This is a genomic window from Synechococcus sp. A10-1-5-9 (genome assembly GCF_047716785.1).
In the GTDB taxonomy this organism is placed as follows: domain Bacteria; phylum Cyanobacteriota; class Cyanobacteriia; order PCC-6307; family Cyanobiaceae; genus Synechococcus_C.
Genome location: NZ_CP180406.1, coordinates 1,982,163 through 2,007,698 on the forward strand (window position 1 = coordinate 1,982,163; position 25,536 = coordinate 2,007,698).

10 protein-coding genes are annotated in these 25,536 nt (G+C 58.3%); 3 read left to right on the plus strand and 7 right to left on the minus strand.

Features of this window, described 5'->3' with window-relative positions:
* Nucleotides 1–28 precede the first annotated feature (28 nt).
* From ACLM45_RS10530 to ACLM45_RS10550, 5 genes are all read right to left on the minus strand, one after another.
* Nucleotides 29–9,748: an FG-GAP-like repeat-containing protein gene (locus ACLM45_RS10530; protein ID WP_415409204.1), complete on the minus strand. Its 9,720-nt coding sequence runs from the start codon at nt 9,746–9,748 to the stop codon at nt 29–31.
* Nucleotides 9,745–11,856: a TIGR03032 family protein gene (locus ACLM45_RS10535; RefSeq protein ID WP_415409205.1), complete on the minus strand. Its 2,112-nt coding sequence runs from the start codon at nt 11,854–11,856 to the stop codon at nt 9,745–9,747. Before ACLM45_RS10535 ends, ACLM45_RS10530 begins: the two co-directional genes overlap by 4 nt.
* A gap of 123 nt (nt 11,857–11,979) precedes the next feature.
* Nucleotides 11,980–14,682, minus strand: a complete 2,703-nt coding sequence (locus ACLM45_RS10540; RefSeq protein WP_415409206.1) for a tetratricopeptide repeat protein — start codon at nt 14,680–14,682, stop codon at nt 11,980–11,982.
* A gap of 172 nt (nt 14,683–14,854) precedes the next feature.
* Nucleotides 14,855–20,539, minus strand: coding sequence for an FG-GAP-like repeat-containing protein (locus ACLM45_RS10545; RefSeq protein WP_415409207.1), 5,685 nt, complete (start codon nt 20,537–20,539; stop codon nt 14,855–14,857).
* Nucleotides 20,540–20,629: 90 nt separating this feature from the next.
* Nucleotides 20,630–21,598, minus strand: a complete 969-nt coding sequence (locus tag ACLM45_RS10550) for a helix-turn-helix transcriptional regulator (RefSeq protein ID WP_415409209.1) — start codon at nt 21,596–21,598, stop codon at nt 20,630–20,632.
* A 138-nt stretch (nt 21,599–21,736) separates the two neighbouring features.
* Between ACLM45_RS10550 and ACLM45_RS10555 the strand changes: the two genes are divergently transcribed.
* Both ACLM45_RS10555 and ACLM45_RS10560 read left to right on the plus strand, forming a co-directional pair.
* Nucleotides 21,737–22,627 (plus strand): neuromedin U, encoded by an 891-nt coding sequence (locus ACLM45_RS10555; RefSeq protein WP_415409210.1) that lies wholly within the window; start codon nt 21,737–21,739, stop codon nt 22,625–22,627.
* A gap of 31 nt (nt 22,628–22,658) precedes the next feature.
* Nucleotides 22,659–22,928, plus strand: coding sequence for a hypothetical protein (locus ACLM45_RS10560; RefSeq protein ID WP_415409211.1), 270 nt, complete (start codon nt 22,659–22,661; stop codon nt 22,926–22,928).
* A gap of 251 nt (nt 22,929–23,179) precedes the next feature.
* On the opposite strand, the gene ACLM45_RS10565 is transcribed toward ACLM45_RS10560, so the two are convergent.
* Nucleotides 23,180–23,677: a hypothetical protein gene (locus ACLM45_RS10565; RefSeq protein ID WP_415409212.1), complete on the minus strand. Its 498-nt coding sequence runs from the start codon at nt 23,675–23,677 to the stop codon at nt 23,180–23,182.
* Nucleotides 23,632–24,087: a DUF2062 domain-containing protein gene (locus tag ACLM45_RS10570; RefSeq protein ID WP_415411418.1), complete on the minus strand. Its 456-nt coding sequence runs from the start codon at nt 24,085–24,087 to the stop codon at nt 23,632–23,634. Before ACLM45_RS10570 ends, ACLM45_RS10565 begins: the two co-directional genes overlap by 46 nt.
* 75 nt (nt 24,088–24,162) lie before the next feature.
* On the opposite strand from ACLM45_RS10570, the gene mnmE reads away from it, so the two are divergent.
* Nucleotides 24,163–25,533 carry a tRNA uridine-5-carboxymethylaminomethyl(34) synthesis GTPase MnmE gene (gene mnmE, locus ACLM45_RS10575; protein WP_415409214.1) on the plus strand — a complete coding sequence of 457 codons (1,371 nt, stop codon included), beginning with the start codon at nt 24,163–24,165 and terminating at the stop codon, nt 25,531–25,533.
* Nucleotides 25,534–25,536: the final 3 nt, after the last annotated feature.

Consider the following 25,536-nt stretch of genomic DNA (forward strand, 5'->3'; position numbering starts at 1 on the left):
TGACCCTGCCCGTTGTGGTTTGTCTGAATCAGAGGATCAAAGAGTTGTCGGGTAAGTCAGTGATTCCTTTGAGGTTGATTTGAAAGTCAGCAAAGAGGTCGTCGTCAATATTGAGTCTGAGGACAGCGTTGTTAAACCTTGCCTGGCCAATGTCTGAGAAGCGATCGGATCCAATGAAGACAAAGGCTTGATCACCGTTCGTGTTTGGATCGGCATCAATACGTGAGAGGTCGATGGTGTCGTCTGCTGTGAAATCAGTGATCTGATCTCTTGTTGCATTGGTTATGCCGGAGTCATTGATGGATTGAAAGAGAAAAGTATCGGCATCGCTGCCGCCGGTGAGTTTGTCTTTGTCTTCTTTGCCGATGAGTGTGTCGTTGCCGCCTTTGCCGTTGAGGCGATTTTTACCTGAATTGCCTTCAATTCTGTTGTCCAGGTCATTGCCAGTGCCATTGAGATTGGCAGTGCCAGTGAGGATCAGGTTTGCAAGACCGTCTGGAAGGGTCAGGCTTTCGGAGGACCTGATCGTTGAGGTGATGAGATCGTTGGTATCGATGATGAGATCGGCATTGTCACTGAGGGACCCCGCTGTTCCGGGTTGAGGGAGTGAAAGGATTGCTGGATTGCCGTTGGCATCGGTGATGGATCCGCCGTTGAGTTCGAGTGCTGTGGAAGAGAGCTGATCGAGATCAGCGGAGGTGTCACCGTCTTGAACGGTGTATTGGAAGGAGAGGGTGTTGGTGCCTGAGCCGGAGATGAAGACCGCTTTGCGATCGATGTTGCCGGTTTCGAGCTGGAGAGTGGGTGTGCCGCCAGTGGTGTCAACGACAACGGGTTTTGAGAAGCCGATGGTGAGGTTGATGACAGCACCGATGGTGTAGATGCCATTGATGGCGGAAGTGTTCACGCCAGGAGCAGCCCCCGTGTTGCGGAAGAAGATGGTGTCACCGGCGGCATTGCCAATGAAGAGATCAGGGTCGCTGTCGTTATCAGGATCGGCAAAGGCCGGGCTTGCGTTGAAGCCCACATCAGTGATTCCAAAGGGATTGGGTGCACCATTGGCACCGCGTTCTTGGCTGTAGGCGGGAGCGGTAGAGCCTGGAGGGGCGTTGTTGCGGAAGACAAGGGTGTTGCCGTCTCTGTTGCCGATGAAGAGATCAAGATCGCCGTCGCCATCAATATCGGTGAAGGCGGGGGCGGCGGAGAGGCCCACATCGTTGATTCCAAAGGGATTGGTGGCGGCTGGTGCGTAGGCGGGAGCGGTGGAGCCTGCAGCAGCGGTGTTGCGGAAGAAGAGCGTGTTGCCGCGTAGGTTGCCGATGAAGAGATCGAGATCGCCGTCGTTATCGGTATCTGTAAAGGAGGGCTTGGCGAAACGGCCCACGTCGGTGATTCCGAAGGGATTGGGTTCACCGTTGGCCCCGCGTTCTTGGCTGTAGGCGGGAGCGGTGGAGCCTGGAGCGGCGTTGTTGCGGAAGAAGAGGGTGTTGCCGGCTCGATTGCCGATGAAGAGATCAAGGTCACCGTCGTCATCAATGTCGGTGAGAGTTGGGCTGGCGGCGCGGCCTACATCGGTAATCCCGAAAGGATTGGTGACAGCTGGTGCGTAGGCGGGAGCGGTGGAGCCTGAAGCGGCGGTGTTGCGGAAGAAGAGGGTGTTGCCAGCTCGATTGGCGATGAAGAGATCAAGATCATCGTCGCCATCAATGTCGGCAAAGGTGGGTTTGGCGGAGAGGCCGACATCGGAAATTCCGAAAGGATTGCTGGCTTCTAAAACGTATGTGCGGGTGTCCGTGCTGACGGTGGGCTTGATGCCGTCGATCACCAGATCGGCATTGCTGCTGAGAGAGCCTGCTGCGCCTGGGTTAGGGAGATTGAGGATGGCGTTGTTACCTGCGGCATCCTGAATGGTTCCGCCGTTGAGCTCGAGTGCTGTTGAGGAAAGCTGATCGAGATCAGCGGAGGAATCACCGTCTTGAACGATGTATTGGAAGGTGAGGGTGTTGGTGCCTGAACCGGAGGTGAAGATCGCTTTGCCATCGATGGTTCCGGTTTCGAGTTGAAGTGCGGGAGTGCCTGTGACGAAGACGATCTCATCAAAGGACACGGTGAGGTTGATGACGGAGCCAATGCCGTAGGTGCCGTCAGGAGTGGTGGAGTCAACGCCAGTGACAGTTGGCACCACACCGTCAATCACCAGAGCGGCATTGGCTCCTAGCGATCCTTGTTCGCCTGGTTCAGCGAGGGTAAGGATGGCGTTGTTCCCTGCGGCATCGGCGATGCTGCCGCCGTTGAGTTCGAGTGCTGTTGATGAAAGCTGATCAAGATCAGCGGAAGTATCCCCTTCCTGAACGGTGTAACGGAAGGTGAGGGTGGAGCTGCCTGAGCCGGATTCAAAGATCGCTTTGCGATCGATGGTTCCTGTTTCCAGCTGAAGAGTGGGTGTGCCGCCTGTGGTGTCGACAACAACGGCTTCTGAGAAGGAAACAGTGATGTCGATGACATCGCCGATGCCGTAGGTGCCATCAGGGGTGGTGGAGTCGACAGGGGCTACGGGTGTGGCGGCGGTGTTGCGAAAGAAGAGGGTGTTGCCGACGCTGTTGCCGATGAAGAGATCAAGATCCCCGTCGCCATCGGCATCAGCAAAGGCAGGTGTGGCACGGGAGCCAACATCCGTAATCCCTAAGGGATTGGTGACAGCTGCGGCGTAGGCAGGAGTGGTGCTGCCTGGAGGGGCGGTGTTGCGGAAGAAGACGGTGTCGCCGGCTTTGTTGCCAATAAAAAGATCGAGATCGCCATCGCCATCGGCATCAGCAAAGGCAGGTTTGGCACCGTAGCCAACATCCGTAATCCCGAAGGGATTGGTTTCAGCTGCGGCAAAAGCGGGTGAGGTGGCGCCTAGAGCGGCGGTGTTGCGGAAGAAGACGGTGTCGCCGTCTTTGTTGCCGATGAAGAGATCAAGATCCCCGTCGCCATCGGCATCAGCAAAAGCCGGGCTGGCGTTGAACTCAACATCCGTAATCCCTAAGGGATTGGTGACAGCTGCGGCGTAGGCAGGAGTGGTGCTGCCTGGAGGGGCGGTGTTGCGGAAGAAGACGGTGTCGCCGGCTTTGTTGCCAATAAAAAGATCGAGATCGCCATCGCCATCGGCATCAGCAAAAGCCGGGCTGGCGTTGAACTCAACATCCGTGATCCCAAAGGGATTGGTTTCAGCTGTGGCGTAAGCAGGAGTGGTGCTGCCTGGAGCGGCGGTGTTGCGAAAGAAAAGGGTGTTGCCGGCAATGTTGCCGATGAAGAGATCAAGATCACCGTCGTTATCGGCATCAGCAAAGGCAGGGCTGGCGAAGGAGCCAACATTCGTAATCCCAAAGGGATTGGTGACAGCTGCTGCGTAGTCGGGAGCTGTCGCAAAACTGCCCTGGCTGCCGGTGGGCCGGGTGGTGTCGATCACTAGAGCGGCATTGTCGCCTAGCGATCCGGCTTCGCCTGGTTCAGCGAGGGTAAGGATGGCGTTGTTACCTGCGGCATCGGCGATGATGCCGCCGTTGAGTTCGAGTGCTGTTGAGGAAAGCTGATCAAGATCAGCGGAAGTATCCCCTTCTTGAACGATGTATCGGAAGGTGAGAGTGGTGCTGCCTGAGCCGGATACAAAGATCGCTTTGCGATCGGTGCTGCCAGTTTCCAATTGAAGAGTAGGTGTACCGCCTGTGATGTCGACAACAACAGTCTCTGAAAAGGCAACGGTGAGATTGATGACCGAGCCAATGCCGTAGGAGCCGTCTTGGGTTGTGGAGTCAACCGGTGCTACGGGTGTGGGCGCGGTGTTGCGGAAGAAGAGGGTGTTGCCGTCGAAATTGCCGATGAAGAGGTCGAGAGCACCGTCATCATCGGCATCCGCAAAGGCGGGCTTAGCAGCAGAGCCAACATCCGTAATCCCGAAGGGATTGGTTTCAGCTGCGGCAAAAGCGGGTGAGGTGGCGCCTGGAGCGGCGGTGTTGCGGAAGAAGAGGGTGTTGCCGGCGCTGTTGCCGATAAAGAGATCAAGATCGCCGTCTCCATCAGCGTCAGCAAAGGCCGGGTTTGCAGAAAAGCCAACATCCGTAATTCCAAAGGGATTGGTGACAGCTGAGGCGAATTCGGGCTCGGAGCTGCCTGGAGCGGCGATGTTGCGGAAGAAGAAGGTGTCTCCTCTATTCGCAACACTGTTGCCGATGAAGAGATCAAGATCACCGTCGCCATCGGCGTCAGCAAAGGCAGGGCTGGCATTGATGACAATGGGGATTCCGAAGGGGGTGTCTCCACCTTCTTGTATGAACGCCGGAGTATCGGCTGAGCCGGTGTTGCGGAAGAAGAAAGTGCTTCCGAAGGTGTCACCAATGAAGAGATCAAGATCGCCATCCCGATCAATGTCGGCAAATTCAGGTTTGGCGATAAATCTATCTGCAACATCCGTAATCCCGAAGGGATTGGTTTCAGCTGCGGCAAAAGCGGGTGAGGTGGCGCCTAGAGCGGCGGTGTTGCGGAAGAAGAGGATCTCGCCGTCTGCACCGCCGATGAAGAGATCGAAGTCGCCGTCTCCATCAATGTCGGTGAGGGTTGGGCTGGCTTGCAAGCGCACATTCGTAATCCCAAAGGGATTGGTGACAGCTGCTGCGTAGGCGGGAGCTGTCGCAAAACTTCCCTGGCTGCCTGTCGGTCTGGTGGTGTCGATCACTAGAGCGGCATTGTCGCCTAGCGATCCGGCTTCGCCTGGTTCAGCGAGGGTAAGGATGGCGTTTTTACCTGCGGCATCGGCGATGATGCCGCCGTTGAGTTCGAGTGCTGTTGAGGAAAGCTGATCAAGATCAGCGGAAGTATCCCCTTCTTGAACGATGTATCGGAAGGTGAGAGTGGTGCTGCCTGAGCCGGATACAAAGATCGCTTTGCGATCGGTGCTGCCAGTTTCCAATTGAAGAGTAGGTGTACCGCCTGTGATGTCGACAACAACAGTCTCTGAAAAGGCAACGGTGAGATTGATGACCGAGCCAATGCCGTAGGAGCCGTCGGCAGTGGTGGAGTCGACGCGAGTGACAGTTGGCACCACACCGTCAATCACCAGAGCGGCATTGGCTCCTAGCGATCCTTGTTCGCCTGGTTCAGCGAGGGTAAGGATGGCGTTGTTCCCTGCGGCATCGGCGATGCTGCCGCCGTTGAGTTCGAGTGCTGTTGATGAAAGCTGATCAAGATCAGCGGAAGTATCCCCTTCCTGAACGGTGTAACGGAAGGTGAGGGTGGAGCTGCCTGAGCCGGATTCAAAGATCGCTTTGCGATCGATGGTTCCTGTTTCCAGCTGAAGAGTGGGTGTGCCGCCTGTGGTGTCGACAACAACGGCTTCTGAGAAGGAAACAGTGATGTCGATGATATCGCCGATGCCGTAGGAGCCGTTCGCGGTGGTCGAGGCGACGGGGGCTATGGGTGTGGGCGCGGTGTTGCGGAAGAAGACGGTGTCGCCGGCTTTATTGCCAATAAAAAGATCGAGATCACCGTCGTTATCGACATCAGCAAAAGCCGGGCTGGCGAAGGAGCCAACATCCCCGATCCCGAAGGGATTGGTGACAGCTGCGGCGTAGGCAGGAGTGGTGCTGCCTGAAGCGGCGGTGTTGCGCAAGAAGACAATTTCGCCTTTGTTGCCGATGAAGAGATCCAGATCACCGTCGCCATCGGCATCGGCAAAGGCAGGGCTGGCAAAGACGGGTTCATTCGTAATCCCGAAGGGGTTGATGACGCCTGCGGCGTAAGCGGGAGCTGTGCTGCCTGGAGCGGCGGTGTTGCGGGAGAAAAAGGTGAGTCCGAGGCCATTGCCGATCAAGAGATCGAGATCACCGTCGTTATCGGTATCAGCAAAAGCCGGGTTAGCGATGGAATCAGCATCCGTAATCCCGAAGGGATTGGTTTCAGCTGCGGCAAAAGCGGGTGAGGTGGCGCCTAGAGCGGCGGTGTTGCGGAAGAAAAGGGTGAGTCCGAGGCCATTGCCGATGAAGAGATCGAGATCACCGTCGTTATCGGTATCAGCAAAGGCAGGGCTGGCGATGGAGCCAACATTCGTAATCCCAAAGGGATTGGTTTCAGCTGCGGCGTAAGCGGGAGCGTTGCTACCTGCAGCGGCGGTGTTGCGGAAGAAGAAGGTGTCGCCGCCTTTGCTGCCGATGAAGAGATCCAGATCACCGTCGTTATCGGCATCAGCGAAGGCAGGGCTGGCTTCGTCAACATCTGTAATCCCAAAGGGATTGGTGACGGCTGTAGCGAAAGCGGGAGCTGTCGCAAAACTGCCCTGGCTGCCGGTGGGTCTGGTGGTGTCGATCACCAGTGCGGCATTGGCTCCTAGCGATCCTTGTTCGCCTGGTTCAGCGAGAGTGAGGATGGCGTTGTTACCAGCGGCATCGGCGATGCTGCCACCGTTGAGTTCGAGTGCTGTTGATGAAAGCTGATCAAGATCAGCGGAAGTATCTCCTTCTTGAACGGTGTAACGGAAGGTGAGGGTGGAGCTGCCTGAGCCGGATTCAAAGATCGCTTTGCGATCGATGGTTCCTGTTTCCAGCTGAAGAGTGGGCGTGCCTGTGACGAACACGACCTCATCAAGGGCAACGGTGATGTCGATGACATCGCCAATGCCGTAGGTGCCATCTGCTGTGGTGGAGTCAACGCCAGTGACAGTTGGCACCACACCGTCAATCACCAGAGCGGCATTGTCGCCTAGCGATCCGGCTTCGCCTGGTTCAGCGAGGGTAAGGATGGCGTTGTTCCCTGCGGCATCGGCGATGCTGCCGCCGTTGAGTTCGAGTGCTGTTGATGAAAGCTGATCAAGATCAGCGGAAGTATCCCCTTCCTGAACGGTGTAACGGAAGGTGAGGGTGGAGCTGCCTGAGCCGGATACAAAGATCGCTTTGCGATCGATGGTTCCTGTTTCCAGCTGAAGAGTGGGTGTGCCGCCTGTGGTGTCGACAACAACGGCTTCTGAGAAAGTAACAGTGAGGTCGATGACATCGCCGATGCCGTAGGAGCCGTTCGCGGTGGTCGAGGCGACGGGGGCTATGGGTGTGGGCGCGGTGTTGCGGAAGAAGACGGTGTTGCCGGAGATATTGCCGATGACGAGATCAAGATCGCCGTCGTTATCGGCGTCAGCCAAAGCCGGGCTGGCGTTGGAATCAACACGCGTAATCCCGAAGGGATTGGGTTCAGCTGCGGCGAAAGCGGGAGTGGTGGCGCCTGCAGCGGCGGTGTTGCGGAAGAAGAAGGTGTTGCCGTCGATGACGCCGATGAAGAGATCAAGATCGCCGTCTCCATCGGCGTCAGCAATGGCCGGGGTTGAAAAGTCATCAACATTCGTAATCCCGAAGGGATTGGTTTCAGCTGCGGCGAATTCGGGCTCGGTGCTGCCTGGAGCGGCGGTGTTGCGGAAGAAGAAGATGTCGCCGTCGATGCTGCCGATGAAGAGATCAAGATCACCGTCGCCATCGACATCAGCAAAGGCCGGACTGGCGGCGGGATCTACAACCGTGATCCCAAAGGGATTGGTTTCAGCTGTGGCGTAAGCAGGAGTGGTGCTGCCTGGAGCGGCGGTGTTGCGGAAGAAAAGGATGTTGAAGAAATTGCCAATAAAAAGATCGAGATCGCCGTCGCCATCGACATCAGCAAAGGCCGGACTGGCGGCGGGATCTTCAACCGTGATCCCGAAGGGATTGAATGCAGCTGCGGCGAATTCGGGCTCGGTGCTGCCTGGAGCGGCGGTGTTGCGGAAGAAGAAGATGTCGCCGTCGATGCTGCCGATGAAGAGATCAAGATCACCGTCGTTATCGGCGTCAGCAATGGCCGGGGTTGCAAAGTCATCAACATTCGTAATCCCAAAGGGATTGGTGACAGCTGCTGCGTAGGCGGGAGCTGTCGCAAAACTGCCCTGGCTGCCGGTGGGCCGGGTGGTGTCGATCACCAGTGCGGCATTGTCGCCTAGCGATCCTTGTTCGCCTGGTTCAGCGAGGGTAAGGATGGCGTTGTTACCTGCGGCGTCGGCGATGATGCCGCCGTTGAGTTCGAGTGCTGTTGAGGAAAGCTGATCAAGATCAGCGGAAGTATCCCCTTCTTGAACGATGTATCGGAAGGTGAGGGTGGAGCTGCCTGAGCCGGATACCAAGATCGCTTTGCGATCGGTGCTGCCAGTTTCCAATTGAAGAGTAGGTGTACCGCCTGTGATGTCGACAACAACAGTCTCTGAAAAGGCAACGGTGAGATTGATGACCGAGCCAATGCCGTAGGAGCCGTCTTGGGTTGTGGAGTCAACCGGTGCTACGGGTGTGGGCGCGGTGTTGCGGAAGAAGAGGGTGTTGCCGGAGATATTGCCGATGAAGAGATCGAGAGCACCGTCGCCATCGGCATCAGCAAAGGCAGGTTTGGCACCGTAGCCAACACCCGTAATCCCTAAGGGATTGGTGACAGCTGCGGCGTAGGCAGGAGTGGTGCTGCCTGGAGGGGCGGTGTTGCGGAAGAAGACGGTGTCGCCGGCTGTGTTGCCAATAAAAAGATCGAGATCGCCATCGCCATCGGCATCAGCAAAGGCAGGTTTGGCACCGTAGCCAACATCCGTAATCCCGAAGGGATTGGTTTCAGCTGCGGCGAATTCGGGCTCGGTGCTGCCTGGAGCGGCGGTGTTGCGGAAGAAGAAGATGTCGCCGTCTTTGTTGCCGATGAAGAGATCAAGATCCCCGTCGCCATCGGCGTCAGCAAAGGCCGGACTGGCGTCGGGATCTACAACCGTGATCCCAAATGGATTGGTTTCAGCTGTGGCGTAAGCAGGAGTGGTGCTGCCTGGAGCGGCGGTGTTGCGAAAGAAAAGGGTGTTGCCGGCACTGTTGCCGATGAAGAGATCAAGATCACCGTCGTTATCGGCATCAGCAAAGGCAGGGCTGGCGATGGAGCCAACATTCGTAATCCCAAAGGGATTGGTTTCAGCTGTGGCGTAAGCAGGAGTGGTGCTGCCTGGAGCGGCGGTGTTGCGAAAGAAAAGGGTTTTGCCGGCACTGTTATCGATGAAGAGATCAAGATCACCGTCGTTATCGGCATCAGCAAAGGCAGGGCTGGCGAAGGAGCCAACATTCGTAATCCCAAAGGGATTGGTGACAGCTGCTGCGTAGGCGGGAGCTGTCGCAAAACTGCCCTGGCTGCCGGTGGGCCGGGTGGTGTCGAGTGAGGCCTCCACCGCAACGGCGATGCCATCAAGAATGAGGATCCGTTGGTCTTTTTCTCGATAAGCCGCGGGATCGGGTCTTTCTCCGCGCAACAGGGCCGAAAAGATTGCGCCTTCATCTCCAGCCGTGTCGGCTGAGCCGTTGAGGCGCCGATCAATGGCATGGCCGAGTTCCTCGAGCAGCACGGCCTCGATCTGCTCAGCGGTGGCCAGCTCCAGCCAGGCGGCATTGAGGTAGATGCGTTCGCCACCATCCGGCGCTGCGCTGGTGTAAGCAGCAATCAGGCCATCCATCGTTGTGGCGTCCAGGATCTGGACGCTGATCCCCAGACCGGATGCTTGGAGCGAGGCCAGCAGAGCGGCACTCTTGGCGCTGGTGCGTGGAGGCACCCCAAACGCCTGGCGCAGCAGGTCATTAAAGGAGACTTGATTGCTGCTCCAGGTCGCCAGGCGACCTTCCACCAACAACAAAGCCTCACTGAGGTTGGCATGGGTGGATGCGGAGGCGCCTGTGAGCAGCAGTTGAGTCATCGCTCGGTCGATCCGCTTGTGTTGGGTGTGGCTTGAAGCGATTTGATCGGGGGTGATTGACATCGGCGGGAATGGCCGATGGCGATCAGGTGAACGCCGAGATGGCGTTTGAGCAGGCGCAGCATCGCGGCGTTCCGGCGATCGATGGCGGCACGCGCGGTGGGGATGGCAGCAGCGTTCTGGCGGCGGAAGCCCTCAGCCAACAGGCTCAGAGCGCGAGCGCGGCCGCGGTGGTTCGTGGCGACGAACAGGCTGGAGTAGCGAACACTGCCAGCTCCGGTGCGGTGAGCCAGCACCCAGCCCACCGGGGCGTCGTGATGCAGGAGGGCGAGGCTGATGGCCGGTTCGAGCTCGCGTTGATCAACAGGGGGTTGCAGTTCGGTGGGAGCGCCGAGGGCGCGGGCTTGGTTGACCTGCATTTCGCTGAGCTGATGCCAGGGGAGTAGGCGATAAGGCGTAGCAATGGGAAAGCGATCGGCCCAATCGATGGCGGCGAGCTGGTGGCTGCGGCCCTCGAGCAGCACGAAATCGGTGCGGGGTTGACTCCAGCCGAGCCGAGTAAGGATCGGCTCAAAGCAGGTCCTGAGGTCCGGGCTGGCCTTGTAGCGGAGGGTGAGGGGGGCAATGCCCTCCTTGGCCAGAAAGACCATCAGCCGCTGCAAAAGGCCGGTGCCGATACCGCGTCGTCGCCAACGCACATCCACCTTGAGGGAGAGCAGCTGGGCTGATCCATCAGCCTGACGCTCGGCAATCGCCAAGCCCACCATCACACCAGAGGCCATGGCCGAAAGGCCCAGAAGTTCACCCTTGATGCGGGTGATGGCCGTGCTGCCTGCTGCCAGCGAGGGAAATGTGAGCTCGGCGTATGGGGCGAGGTTGGCGGGGGTGAGGTGAAACACCCGCTGATAGCGGATCGGGGTGCCGGGGGATGTAGGTGTGTCGTTGTGGGACTCGGCAGGGGGAGTGGGTGTGGAGGGTTGCGGCAACCCGAAGGGCCTCAGGGTTGGCCCTTGGTGTGGCTTGCCGCTGGGCGCCATAGGGCGCACATGCAACAGTTCTGGCTGATCAGGAATTTTCACCAGACAATCGATCTCCTCGCCTTGCAGGCCAAGAGCCCGCGGTTGGCGCACTCCCGGCAGCACTGCCACATCAAAGAGTTCATCAATGGGGTCGGGGAGGTCCAGGCTGTGCACGATCTCGCCACTGGCGAGATCAATGACACGCAAGCCACAACAGCCACCAGGGTTTCGCGCGGCATTCAATCGCTCCTCGAGCGGCAGGCCGGTGAACTCGGGTGAGCGCAGCTTGGAGAGGCCCACCACGGCGCAGCCTGCGGCGAAGGCCAGACCCCGTACAAAGCCGGGGAGATTGCAGAGTGCTCGGAATTGGCCGTCCTCGATCCACCCGAGTTCGCCAGTGCCGGAGTTGAGCAACCAGAGTTTGCCGTCGTGCCAGCGGGGTGAATGGGGCATGGCCAGACCGGTGGCCGCCAGCTCACCTGATGGAATGTGAATCACCACTCCGCCTGCACTGCGCTGGGCGCGCCAGGAGGAGGGATCACCGCTGCTGCAGAAAGCGGTTGCCCAGGTAGGGAGGCCGTCTTTGAGGGCAAGGCCGTTGAGGTGACAGCGGTCGTCGCCAGCGAATTGGGTGATGAATGGTGGAGCCCAGGTGGGTGCAAAGCTGCAGCGCGGAGCAACAGTGGCCAGGCAGCTGAAGGCTGTGTTCACAAAGATCGGTTGGTCGTCGGCGCCGAGCACGATTTCGTGCGCGTTCACCTCACCGGTGGTGAAGCTGGCCGCGGGTACATACAGCCGATCACCGCCCTCATGGAGTTGGCCTGGCGCGAGGAGGTTGTCGAGGCGCCAGAGCTGGCAACGAGCAGCCATCCAGAGGCTTTCGCCATTCACGAACAGTCCCATCGGCCGATCAAAGAGCCGTTCGTTCAGCTTGAGCTGCGGCTTGTCGGTTGCGTCGGTTCCGAGCAGCAGCAGGCGATTGGCGCGGTACGTGCTGAAGGCCAGTGAGACGTTGACTTCTCGCAGCCAACTTGCGAGTCCCGACGACGCAGCGATCGAAACAGACTCAGAGGCTTGGTGATTCCGCATTGCAGGTGTTGAGGCGAACCTGCAAACAACAAATAATTTCTAGCGAGGTGAAATTCTTTCAGCTCTCTTTTTGATGATTTGTCGTGGGATTTGAATCCTTCGACAAGGGTGACGTCTGCTCATTCAGTGCACGAGTTGTTCCAGCAGGCCTTCCAAGTGCCCGACCCAGGCAGCCGTGTTGAACAGAGGCAGGTTGTGTTGCTGATCAAGCAGATGGCGGCTCAGGCGCCTCAGTTCGGCAGGTTGACGGCCCAGGGCGATGGCTGTCTGCTGGTAAGCCTCGGGTGTCGAGCAGATCAGCTCGTTGAGCCCTGTGGCGGCGCAGAGACTGGCGCCCATGCGCGAGGCAAAGTTCTCGCCTGGGCAACTCAACAGGGGAAGGCCGGCGGCCAGTGCAGTCACCGCCGTGGCCCCAGAGCTGTAAGGGCTGGTGTCGAGCAGTAAATCGGCGAGGCTGCAGGCCTGAGAGAACAAGGCGCTCTCCAGCTTTGGGCTGAAGACCAGGCGCTGCGGCCCCAACCCCGCTGCTCTGGCTTTCTCGCGCAGGTGCTCTTCTACCAAAGGCTGATCATTGATGATCCAAAGCAGCGCATCCGGCACCTGGTGCAGGATCTCCAGCCAACAGTGAAATCGCATCGGTGTGATCTTCTCGGGTCGGTGGAAGCAGGCGAACACCACGGCGTTCTCCGGCAGGCCGATGTCGTTGCGAGTCAGTGCTGGCTGGGCTGCATCGCTGCACTCCTTCAATGCGCTTGAGCTCACGAATGCCCAAGGCAGGCGGTGCACTGTTTCTCTGTAGTGGGAGTCGTGCTCTGGTGGGATCAACCAGGTATCGGCGATCACCCCATCGATCCAGTCGGCGCCCAGTGATCCCGGGTACCCGAGGTAATGGAGTTGCAAGCGCGCAGGCCTGCGGGCCAACACGTCCGGACGCCCATGGTGGGTATGGCCCATCAGGTCGATCAGCACATCGATGCCATCGGCCCGGATCTGCTGGGCGATCGCCTCGCTGCTGTCTGCTGCCACGACCTTGAAATGGTCCACGCCCTTGCGGATCGCCGCGCTGACCGGATCGGAAATGTCGCTGAGGGAATAGGCGAACACCTCGAAGCGTTTTCGGTCGTGTTTTGAGAACACGCCATGGATCAGATGGCCCATGGCATGGTCACGGAAATCGGCTGAGAGGTAGCCGATGCGCAGGCGTTGGCCATTGACACGGGGTGGTGGCGGTAAGCGCCGGCGGGCCATGCGAGCGCGGGTGGGTTCGCTCCAGCGTTCACCCAGGCGACGGTGAAGGGCGGGTGGAAGTGCAAACAAAGATGCGGTGAGGGGGGCGACCAGGGGGCCATCACTGCTCTCGGCGTAGCGCTGCAACTGGCTGAGCATCCGAGCGGCACGGCGGTCGTAGTCATCCCAGTCGCAGAGGCTGAGGCGATGCCATTCGAGGCTTGTGAGTACGTCGGTGGCCTCTGGGGCGAGGGTGTGGGCTGTGTTCAGTGCATGAAGACCGGCTTCGGTGTGACCCAGGGCCGCGAGGGCTTGCCCCAGTTGGTAGTGACCTTCTGGCAGCTCTGGCCTCTGGCGCAGCAGGCGACGAAAGCAGGGCACGGCAGCCTCCACTCGGCCCAGTTCCATCAAGGTGCTGCCCAGCTGCAACAGCAGATCAGGACGCTGTGGCGTGGCACGCAGGATCACCCGTAAGGCTTCAAGGGCCTGGCGGGTGAACCCCAGGCTGCGCAGTTGCAGCGCGAGCGCGAGCAGGTTGTCGCCGGCGATGGTGAGGCTGGGCTCCAGTCGCAGTGCTTCGCTGTGGTCAGCGACCGCGCCATCGAGATCACCTTGGAGCTGACGCAGGGCGCCGCGATTGGTCTGGGCGCGGGCACGCAGGCCGTTGGAGCATGAACTGTCTGTGGTCTGCAGCAGGGCATCGAGGCTCCTGAAGGCCTCAAGTTGTCGGTTTTGTCGGTGGAGCACGTTGGCCAGCTGCAGCTGAGCAGGACCATGGTTCGGTGTGAGCTGCAGCAGTTGGCGATAGAGCTGTTCGGCCTCTGGCCAGGCCTGCGCCTTTTCAAGAGCCCGCGCCGAGCGAAACAAGGTTTGAGGCTCGCTCCACTTGCCGAGATAAGCCTGCACCGAACGATCCCAGAGCGCACCGTCGGCCATTCCGCCACTTGCATGGATCAACGGAAACGGCCATGTCCCGAGACACAGGCCCGCCTGGAGGGCCGAGCGGCAGAAATCCAGGTCGTAATGGTGGAAGGCAAAGCGTGGGTCAAAGCGCACGCCTGAACGCTGAAGAGTGTCGGCCCGCGCTGCGATGAACACGCCGTCAAGGGATTCAACCGGCATGGGTGTGGGACCAAAAACGGTCGGTACCGCTGACCCGAGCGATCCATGGCGGATGGCGCCGCTCAAGTAGGCATGGTCCCACTGGCCGCTGGAGGGATCCAGCCACCAGGCCACCTGCCCGCTTTGGTGGCGTTGGTTGCCGCACACACCCACCACATCAAAGCGGGCCAAGGCCTCCTGCAGTTGTGAACCGAGGTGTTCAGCACCAAGGTCCACATCGTCGTGGCAGAACACCAGCACCGTGGTTGGCGGTGAACTCTCGATCGCGGAGTTGTAGGTGATTGCGAGCGATTCGTGGTTGCTGCAATGAATGGTGCTCTTGTAAACCTTGTGCTCCGGCCGGGTCAGGCATCGGCCAAGTAACGACTCCTGGGCAAAGTCTTCCGGTGAACATCGGCTGGCGCTGACGATGTGGATCGAGAGCTCAGCGTTGTGAATGATCTGCACCTGCGATCGATCGCATGAATCGTACGTCAACAATGAGGATTGCGCAGGCTCAATGACAGTGATAACGGAAGCTGAACGTGTGATTGCACGCTTTTCTAGAAGCGGCCTTAGTCACTCAAGAGCGAAACCAAAAACGCTGGCATAGAAGTTTTCGTATTAATCGATTATCCCGTTGTTCCTGTTTTGCTGCATCTTGTCTGAATCAGAGGATCAAAGAGTTGTCGGGTAAGTCAGTGACTCCTTTGAGGTTGATTTGAAAGTCAGCAAAGAGGTCGTCGTCAATATTGAGTCTGAGGACAGCGTTGTTAAACCTTGCCTGGCCAATGTCTGAGAAGCGATCGGATCCAATGAAGACAAAGGCTTGATCACCGTTCGTGTTTGGATCGGCATCAATACGTGAGAGGTCGATGGTGTCGTCTGCTGTGAAATCAGTGATCTGATCTCTTGTTGCATTGGTTATGCCGGAGTCATTGATGGATTGAAAGAGAAAAGTATCGGCATCGCTGCCGCCGGTGAGTTTGTCTTTGTCTTCTTTGCCGATGAGTGTGTCGTTGCCGCCTTTGCCGTTGAGGCGATTTTTACCTGAATTGCCTTCAATTCTGTTGTCCAGGTCATTGCCAGTGCCATTGAGATTGGCAGTGCCAGTGAGGATCAGGTTTGCAAGACCGTCTGGAAGGGTCAGGCTTTCGGAGGACCTGATCGTTGAGGTGATGAGATCGTTGGTATCGATGATGAGATCGGCATTGTCACTGAGGGAACCCTGAGTTCCGGGCTGAGGGAGTGAAAGGATTGCTGGATTGCCGTTGGCATCGGTGATGGATCCGCCGTTGAGTTCGAGTGCTGTGGAAGAGAGCTGATCGAGATCAGCGGAGGTGTCACCGTCTTGAACGGTGTATTGGAAGGAGAGGGTGTTGGTGCCTGAGCCGGAGATGAAGACCGCTTTGCGATCGATGTTGCCGGTTTCGAGCTGGAGAGTGGGTGTGCCGCCAGTGGTGTCAACGACAACGGGTTTTGAGAAGCCGATGGTGAGGTTGATGACAGCACCGATGGTGTAGATGCCATTGATGGCGGAAGTGTTCACGCCAGGAGCAGCCCCCGTGTTGCGGAAGAAGATGGTGTCACCGGCGGCATTGCCAATGAAGAGATCAGGGTCGCTGTCGTTATCAGGATCGGCAAAGGCCGGGCTTGCGTTGAAGCCCACATCAGTGATTCCAAAGGGATTGGGTGCACCATTGGCACCGCGTTCTTGGCTGTAGGCGGGAGCGGTAGAGCCTGGAGGGGCGTTGTTGCGGAAGACAAGGGTGTTGCCGTCTCTGTTGCCGATGAAGAGATCAAGATCGCCGTCGCCATCAATATCGGTGAAGGCGGGGGCGGCGGAGAGGCCCACATCGTTGATTCCAAAGGGATTGGTGGCGGCTGGTGCGTAGGCGGGAGCGGTGGAGCCTGCAGCAGCGGTGTTGCGGAAGAAGAGCGTGTTGCCGCGTAGGTTGCCGATGAAGAGATCGAGATCGCCGTCGTTATCGGTATCTGTAAAGGAGGGCTTGGCGAAACGGCCCACGTCGGTGATTCCAAAGGGATTGGGTTCAGCTGCTGCATAGGCGGGAGTGGTGCTGCCTGGAGCGGCGTTGTTGCGGAAGAAGAGGGTGTTGCCGGCTCGATTGCCGATGAAGAGATCAAGGTCACCGTCGTCATCAATGTCGGTGAGAGTTGGGCTGGCGGCGCGACCTACATCGGTAATCCCGAAAGGATTGGTGACAGCTGGTGCGTAGGCGGGAGCGGTGGAGCCTGAAGCGGCGGTGTTGCGGAAGAAGAGGGTGTTGCCAGCTCGATTGGCGATGAAGAGATCAAGATCATCGTCGCCATCAATGTCGGCAAAGGTGGGTTTGGCGGAGAGGCCGACATCGGAAATTCCGAAAGGATTGCTGGCTTCTAAAACGTATGTGCGGGTGTCCGTGCTGACGGTGGGCTTGATGCCGTCGATCACCAGATCGGCATTGCTGCTGAGAGAGCCTGCTGCGCCTGGGTTAGGGAGATTGAGGATGGCGTTGTTACCTGCGGCATCTTTGATGGTGCCGCCGCTGAGCTCGAGTGCTGTTGAGGACAGTTGAGCCAGATCAGCGGAGGAATCGCCGTCTTGAACGATGTATTGGAAGGTGAGGGTGTTGGTGCCTGAACCGGAGGTGAAGATCGCTTTGCCATCGATGGTTCCGGTTTCGAGTTGAAGTGCGGGAGTGCCTGTGACGAAGACGATCTCATCAAAGGCAACGGTGATGTCGATGACATCGCCGATGCGGCAGAGGCCATCAGGGGTGGTGGAGTCGACGCGAGTGACGGAGGGAGCAGTGGCGTCTTTGGTGGTGGAAGTAGTGGCTTGCGTTGCTGGATTGCCGGCTACGTCGCTGACATCGGCTTTAACGGTGAGGGTGCCGTCGTTTAAGGAGGAGAGATCGAGATCGGAGAGAGAAAAGCTGCCGTCGTTGTTGACGGTGGCTGATGTGCTGAAGATGTCGCCGCCGCCATCGGAGGAGATGGAGATGGCAACGGTTTGACCGTTTTCTACGCCAGATGTGGAGCCATTGATGGTGACGGTGGATTGTTCTGCTGCATTGAGGATGCTGTCCCCGCCGTCAATGAGTGCAACGGAAATGGTGGGAGCAGTGGTGTCTTTGGCTGTGGAAGTAGTGGCTTGTGTGGCTGGATTACCGGCTACGTCGCTGACATCGGCTTTAACGGTGAGGGTGCCGTCGTTTAAGGAGGAGAGATCAAGATCGGAGAGAGAAAAGCTGCCGTCGTTGTTGACGGTGGCTGATGTGCTGAAGATGTCGCCGCCGCCATCGGAGGAGATGGAGATGGCAACGGTTTGACCGTTTTCTACGCCAGATGTGGAGCCATTGATGGTGACGGTGGATTGTTCTGCTGCATTGAGGATGCTGTCCCCGCCGTCAATGAGTGCAACGGAAATGGTGGGAGCAGTGGTGTCTTTGGCTGTGGAAGTAGTGGCTTGTGTGGCTGGATTGCCGGCTACGTCGCTGACATCGGCTTTAACGGTGAGGGCGCCGTCGTTTAAGGAGGAGAGATCGAGATCGGAGAGAGAAAAGCTGCCGTCGTTGTTGACGGTGGCTGATGTGCTGAAGATGTCGCCACCGCCATCGGAGGAGATGGAGATGGCAACGGTTTGACCGTTTTCTACGCCAGATGTGGAGCCATTGATGGTGACGGTGGATTGTTCTGCTGCATTGAGGATGCTGTCCCCGCCGTCAATGAGTGCAACGGAAATGGTGGGAGCAGAGGTGTCTTTGGTGGTGGAATCTGTGGCTTGCGTTGCTGGATTGCCGGCTACATCGCTGACATCGGCTTTAACGGTGAGGGCGCCGTCGTTTAAGGAGGAGAGATCAAGATTGGAGAGAGAGAAGCTGCCGTCGTTGTTGACGGCGGCTGATGTGCTGACAGGAGTGCCACCGCCATCGGAGGAGATGGAGATGGAAACGGTTTGACCGTCTTCTACGCCAGATGTGGAGCCATTGATGGTGACGTCGGACTGTTCTGCTGCATTGAGGATGCTGTCCCCGCCGTCAATGAGTGCAACGGAAATGGTGGGAGCAGTGGTGTCTTTGGCTGTGGAAGTAGTGGCTTGTGTGGCTGGATTACCGGCTACGTCGCTGACATCGGCTTTAACGGTGAGGGTGCCGTCGTTTAAGGAGGAGAGATCGAGATCGGAGAGAGAAAAGCTGCCGTCGTTGTTGACGGTGGCTGATGTGCTGAAGATGTCGCCGCCATCGGAGGAGATGGTGATGGAAACGGTTTGACCGTCTTCTACGCCAGATGTGGAGCCATTGATGGCGACGGCGGATTGTTCTGCTGCATTGAGGATGTTGTCCCCGCCGTCATTGAGTGCAACGGAAATGGTGGGAGCAGAGGTGTCTTTGGTGGTGGAATCTGTGGCTTGCGTTGCTGGATTACCGGCTACGTCGCTGACATCGGCTTTAACGGTGAGGGTGCCGTCGTTTAAGGAGGAGAGATCGAGATCGGAGAGAGAAAAGCTGCCGTCGTTGTTGACGGTGGCTGATGTGCTGAAGATGTCGCCGCCGCCATCGGAGGAGATGGAGATGGCAACGGTTTGACCGTTTTCTACGCCAGATGTGGAGCCATTGATGGTGACGGTGGATTGTTCTGCTGCATTGAGGATGCTGTCCCCGCCGTCAATGAGTGCAACGGAAATGGTGGGAGCAGTGGTGTCTTTGGCTGTGGAAGTAGTGGCTTGTGTGGCTGGATTGCCGGCTACGTCGCTGACATCGGCTTTAACGGTGAGGGCGCCGTCGTTTAAGGAGGAGAGATCGAGATCGGAGAGAGAAAAGCTGCCGTCGTTGTTGACGGTGGCTGATGTGCTGAAGATGTCGCCACCGCCATCGGAGGAGATGGAGATGGCAACGGTTTGACCGTTTTCTACGCCAGATGTGGAGCCATTGATGGTGACGGTGGATTGTTCTGCTGCATTGAGGATGCTGTCCCCGCCGTCAATGAGTGCAACGGAAATGGTGGGAGCAGAGGTGTCTTTGGTGGTGGAATCTGTGGCTTGCGTTGCTGGATTGCCGGCTACATCGCTGACATCGGCTTTAACGGTGAGGGCGCCGTCGTTTAAGGAGGAGAGATCAAGATTGGAGAGAGAGAAGCTGCCGTCGTTGTTGACGGCGGCTGATGTGCTGACAGGAGTGCCACCGCCATCGGAGGAGATGGAGATGGAAACGGTTTGACCGTCTTCTACGCCAGATGTGGAGCCATTGATGGTGACGTCGGACTGTTCTGCTGCATTGAGGATGCTGTCCCCGCCGTCAATGAGTGCAACGGAAATGGTGGGAGCAGTGGTGTCTTTGGCTGTGGAAGTAGTGGCTTGTGTGGCTGGATTACCGGCTACGTCGCTGACATCGGCTTTAACGGTGAGGGTGCCGTCGTTTAAGGAGGAGAGATCGAGATCGGAGAGAGAAAAGCTGCCGTCGTTGTTGACGGTGGCTGATGTGCTGAAGATGTCGCCGCCATCGGAGGAGATGGTGATGGAAACGGTTTGACCGTCTTCTACGCCAGATGTGGAGCCATTGATGGCGACGGCGGATTGTTCTGCTGCATTGAGGATGTTGTCCCCGCCGTCATTGAGTGCAACGGAAATGGTGGGAGCAGAGGTGTCTTTGGTGGTGGAATCTGTGGCTTGCGTTGCTGGATTACCGGCTACGTCGCTGACATCGGCTTTAACGGTGAGGGCGCCGTCGTTTAAGGAGGAGAGATCAAGATTGGAGAGAGAAAAGTTGCCGTCGTTGACGGTGGCTGATGTGCTGAAGATGTCGCCGCCATCGGAGGAGATGGAGATGGAAACGGTTTGACCGTCTTCTACGCCAGATGTGGAGCCATTGATGGCGACGGCGGATTGTTCTGCTGCATTGAGGATGTTGTCCCCGCCGTCATTGAGTGCAACGGAAATGGATGGAGCAGTGGTGTCTTTGACTGTGGAATCAGATAAGTTTTCTATGATAAAAAAACCGCCGTCTAATAAAATAAGCTCGGCGAAGATGGTGAGGGTGCCGTCGTTTAAGGAGGAGAGATCGAGATCGGAGAGAGAAAAGCTGCCGTCGTTGTTAACGGTGGCTGATGTGCTGAAGATGTCGCCGCCGCCATCAGAGGAGATTCCGATAGCAACGAGCCCGCTGAGTGTGAGTGAGCTGGAGCTGCTGATGCCGCCGTCGCTGACAGAGCCAGAGATGGAGACGGATGATTGTTCTGCAGCGTTGAGGACCCCATCACCGCCGTCATCAATTTCGACAGAGAGAGAGACACCTCGGGCAGGTAAAGGTGTAATGATCAGACCACCGCCAGGCATCAGGAGGTCGAACCCACCCATTCACTCAGATGCTTCTCATCGAATTCTCAGGAACAAAGCGGCGATTTTTGATGGGGTCAGAGCCCATTCGTACGCGTCTCCCGAGTCTTCTCAGAGTGTTCGTTTGGGATCGTGGTCGAGTGTGTCCTGCGGTAGTTCTCCGTATTGATTTTGATAGCGACGTGCGAAGTGACTGCGGCTGGTGAAGCCCATGAATGCAGCCACGTCGCCAACACCAGTGAGGCCTTGGCTGGCGCGGCGAGCTGGGTCCAGTAGCAGTTGCCTGACGAGATCCATGCGGATCGTGCGTTGCAGCTCTAAGGGTGTGCGGCCGAAATGTTCTCGGCATCCGCGGAACAACGACGTACGCGATTGGAACAGCTCGGCGCTGAGCTCGTCGGAGGTGACGGTTTTCATCGGGTGTCTGGCGCACCAGTGGAGCAGGTCGATGGCGGCTTCATGCCGTTCCTCCCGTTTGGCGACCAGCGATGTGCGTGCCTGGGGCTGTTCAAAGCAGCGAATCACGCTGTCGATCAGCTGATCGGGGTCTTCAGGATTCCATCCCTGCGCTTTGTGTTGAATCAGTTGGTTGATCTGATCTCGCAAGGCTCGTTGCAGCTCGGGTCTCAGCTCCAGTTGATTGGTGTTCTCCCAGCGATCCAGGGTGCGCTGGCTTCCGCCTCGTCGGTCCAGCTGCTCAAGCAGGGTTTCTTTACCGATCACGATTGTGGCCAGTCGGGCACTGGCGGGCACTTTCAGATCAAAGTCAGTGAGATGTCGGTTGTATCCCATCAGGCATGGGCAAGTCACAGGAATCCCCTGCGCGCGATATGCCGACGATGTCTTTGCTTCTTCAAGAGGAATGGCCACGGTGCAGGGTTTGGGTCGGCGGGTTCCGCTGAGAAAGAGGCTCTGGTTGGTTTCAAGCAGATTGAGGCATACAGCGCCGAGGTGAAAGCTGCGCAGTCGGCCTCGCAATGGTCCGCAGCTCATTTGCAGGGCGACGAGATCGGGAGAGAGCGGCCCGAACAGTTCCTGAAGGCCCTGACAGCTAAAAAACGTGCTGTCAATTTGGGTCACTGGCGAACTGTAATCAACAAAACTTTGGCGTTCCTTGCGCCCGATCGTTCGCGATGGTGAGCCGATGCGTACGCGATTGTTGTTATCTGTTGATGGCCTGTCCTTGGGTGAACAGGGTGTTGTCAACCTGATCGTTCGGTGAGCCGCCTTTTGCGTCCTGTTCGTGTCCCGGTGGGTGTTCGTTCTCTGCTCGCTGCTCTTGTGGTCAGCCTGTTGATCACTGAGTCGGCTGCTGCCCAACGCAATCCAATCACGTCCTTCACGCGCGTGTGGGGTGAATGGGATGTGGTCCCGAACACGCAATGGGCTCCCAAGAGTGTGGACCCATCCGCGCTGCCCGATCGCTCGATCCAGATTTTTAAATTTCAGCCCGTTGTTCCCTTCCGCCTCAACGACGACTGGACCGTGCTGACGCGCACGATCTTTCGCTTCATCTCCTTGCCCACTGCAGACCCCATCATCGGTCTGTCGCCAGCGGGTGGCCCCGCGCTGCTGGGCTGGGATCAGCGCAGTCAGGCGGGCCTGTCCGACATCAGCCCCACGGCCTTTCTGGTGCCGGATCTAGGCCCTGACTTCACCGTCGGGCTGGGCTCCTCGCTGGTGGTGCCGGTCGGTGATGGCGCGATTGACAGCGGCAAGTTGTCCGTCGGCCCTGCACTGCTGGCTTTTTTTCATCGTGGCCCCTGGGTCGTGGGGGCGCGCATGCGCAATGTGTGGTCGGTGGGTGGAGAGTCCGATCGCGACAATGTCAACCGCATGGTGGTGCGCGGTCTGTTGCGTTATCAGTTGAATCCCGACTGGTACATGATTTCGTCGCCGATCATCTCAGCTGACTGGACTCAACCGGACGGCAAGGGCTGGATTGTGCCGATCGGCGGTGGTGTGGGTCGTTCCTTCAGGTTGGCGGGTCAGCGCATGCAGGCGTCGGTTGAGGCCTACTACAACGTGGTGAAGCCTCAGGTGTTGGGTGAGGAGTTGCTAGGTGACTGGTCGATCCGCACTCAGTGGCAGATTCTTTTTCCCAACTGATTGGCATTACCGCCGGTTCGAGTGGCTAAGGATGGCCAGAGCAGTGGGGGGCAAAGCGGCGAATTCTGTGCCGCTTGATCATGATCACTGCGGTGTTGTTCCGATCGATCCTCTCCGGGTTGGAGTCCTCACTGCAAAAGACACTCAGCGCTCGATCAGCATCGTGCTGTCTCAAGTCGGAGTTCGTGCAGAGATCTCGCCTTGGATCAAGCAATCCCTGAACGTCTTTATTCCATTGTCTGGTTTAAAAGTTCACCGTGCATTCTTGAAATCTGATGCAGAGAGCGTCAACGGGGTTTGATTGCTTAATTAGCTCAGGTTGGTGGGATCACGCAATTCAGATTCTGTCTGCCTTCAACCTTCAGCCTCAGGCAAAGTGAATGAATCTTCAGCTCCACGGAGTTCCATCTGACCTCGAGGAAGATCAATTGAGTCATCGATCGAGTTGACCTCGACGAGTGATTCGCTTGCGTGTTGATTGGTGCGGCAAGTATTGGTCTTGCTATGGGGTTATTGATTGCTCTGACTTGCCTCAGGTGTTTGATTCGCTGTTCAGCGACAGCGTTGCTGAAGTGCATTCACCAGTTTTGGAACGGCATCCCGCTGGCCTTGCAGCATGAAGGCTTCCCGTTCGAGAACGCGGCTGCTGTGGTGATAGTTGCGCAGAAGGATTGCGCTGATTTCCCGCTCAACGACAGGATTCAATTGAGCTGACCAGCCAAGTGGTGTCAGCGTGCCGCTTGGGCAACTCTGAACGGCGTGAACCGCTTCATGCAGAACGGTCTGACGCACGATGCCCAGAGGGATGGTGAGAGGAGAAATCCAGAGTGTTTTGCTTTTGGCCTGGAACAGCCCGTAGCTGCCTTTCACCGGTGGCAGGGCGATGCGCACGCTGAACCCTTTGCTCTGCAAAGCCTGAATCAGAGGATTCAGATCAGCCGGGAGTCGATGCAGTGTTTGGGGGGCCAGTGCAGAGGAGATAACGGCTGCGGGCAGAAGAATGCTCAACATCCTGAGGGCCTGCGCTTCAGCCAGCGCAGGCTCAGCCACCAGCCCACAGCAGCGCAAACGGTACCTGTGACTGCTGAGCCGAGCAGTAGTCGGCTCAGCACCGTCCATCCCAGCTCGCTGAAGCCGTTGTTCTGAAGGCTGTTGAGCCCTGGCCACGGCTGCCCTGGACCCAGCACCAGGGCTCCCACACGGAAGTTGAACCAGAACAGAGGGACATAGGTGAAGGGATTGCTGATCCAGGTGCCGGCTGCGGCCAGGATGTGATTCCCGCGTACCACGCTGGCCAGAGCAATTCCCAGAAGGGTCTGAAAGCCGAAGATCGGAAAGCAGCCGCAGAAGATCCCCGCTGCTAGCCCCCGAGCGCGTTGGCCAGGCGTGCCTTCTTGCTGCCACATCCACTGCAGCGCGCGTTGCACGCGCTCGCGTGCTTTGAACAGCATCCGGCCCATGGGTGTTGAGATCGGTCTTTTCACGGCAGTGGCGGCCGCGATCGTAGGAAGGAGACCAGGGGGGTGCGCTGCTCGATGCAGGAGGTCAACCGAGAACCGCAGACGATTGCCGCGGTGGCCACTGCGGTTGCTCCCGCACAAGGGGGAATCGCCGTGATCCGTCTCTCCGGTCCCCAGGCACAGGCTGCTGTGCGAGATGTCACACGGATTCCCGGTGATCAGCTCTGGGAAAGCCACCGCGTGCTCTACGGCCACGTGTTGGCGGCTGATCAAGCTGAACGCCTTGACGAAGTGCTGGTGGTGTTGATGCTGGCCCCCCGCAGTTTCACAGGAGAAGACGTCGTGGAGATCCACTGCCATGGCGGGGTGATTGCCGTGCAGCGGGTGTTGGCGCGGGTGCTGGATCAGCCTGGGGTGCGACGGGCGTTGCCGGGTGAGTTCAGCCAACGGGCTGTTCTCAACGGTCGGCTGGACCTCACCCGCGCGGAGGCCATCAGCGATCTGGTGGCCTCACGCAGTCAGCGCGCCGCACAGCTGGCCATGGCCGGTGTGGATGGGGGGATTCAGAAACGGATCACCGCCCTGCGTGAACGCCTGCTCGATCAGCTCAGTGAGCTGGAGGCCCGGGTGGATTTTGAAGAGGATCTGCCGCCGCTCGATGGATCAGCGCTGCTGGAGGAGTTGCAGGAGGTGCGTCGCGAGCTGCAGGAGCTGGTGCACGACGGGGAGGCCGGTGCCGCCTTGCGCCAGGGGCTGCGGGTCGCCCTGGTGGGTCGGCCCAATGTGGGCAAAAGCTCCTTGCTCAATCGCCTCAGCCGGCGCGAGCGGGCAATTGTGACCGATCTGCCGGGAACCACGCGCGATCTTCTTGAGAGCGAGATCGTGCTGGAGGGGGTGCCGATCACCCTGCTCGATACCGCTGGCATTCGGGCGACGACCGATGCGGTGGAGCAGCTCGGCATCGCGCGCAGTCACGACGCTCTGGTCAGTGCTGATCTGGTGCTGTTGCTGTTCGATCTCACGGAGGGGTGGACTGCCGCCGATCAGGAGCTCTGCCAGCGCATTCCTGAAGCAGTTCCGCGTCTGCTGGTGGGCAACAAGACTGATCGACCTGCGATGGGTGCGGCGCCACCCCAATCCTTCGTCCGCGTCAGTGCCTCCAGCGGTGCTGGAGAGGCCGAGCTGGTGCAGACGTTGCTGCAGCGCTGCGGTGCACTCAGCGACGGATCGTTGCTGCTTTCCCTCAACCAGCGCCAGGCGGATCTGGCTCAGCAGGCTGCCGATGCTCTGGCTCGCAGTGCGCAGGTGGCGGCCGACGGGTTGCCCTGGGATTTCTGGACGATTGATCTGCGTCAGGCGATCCGCAGCCTCGGCGAGATCACTGGGGAGGAGCTCACTGAATCGGTGCTCGATCGGATCTTCTCCCGCTTCTGCATCGGCAAGTAAGGC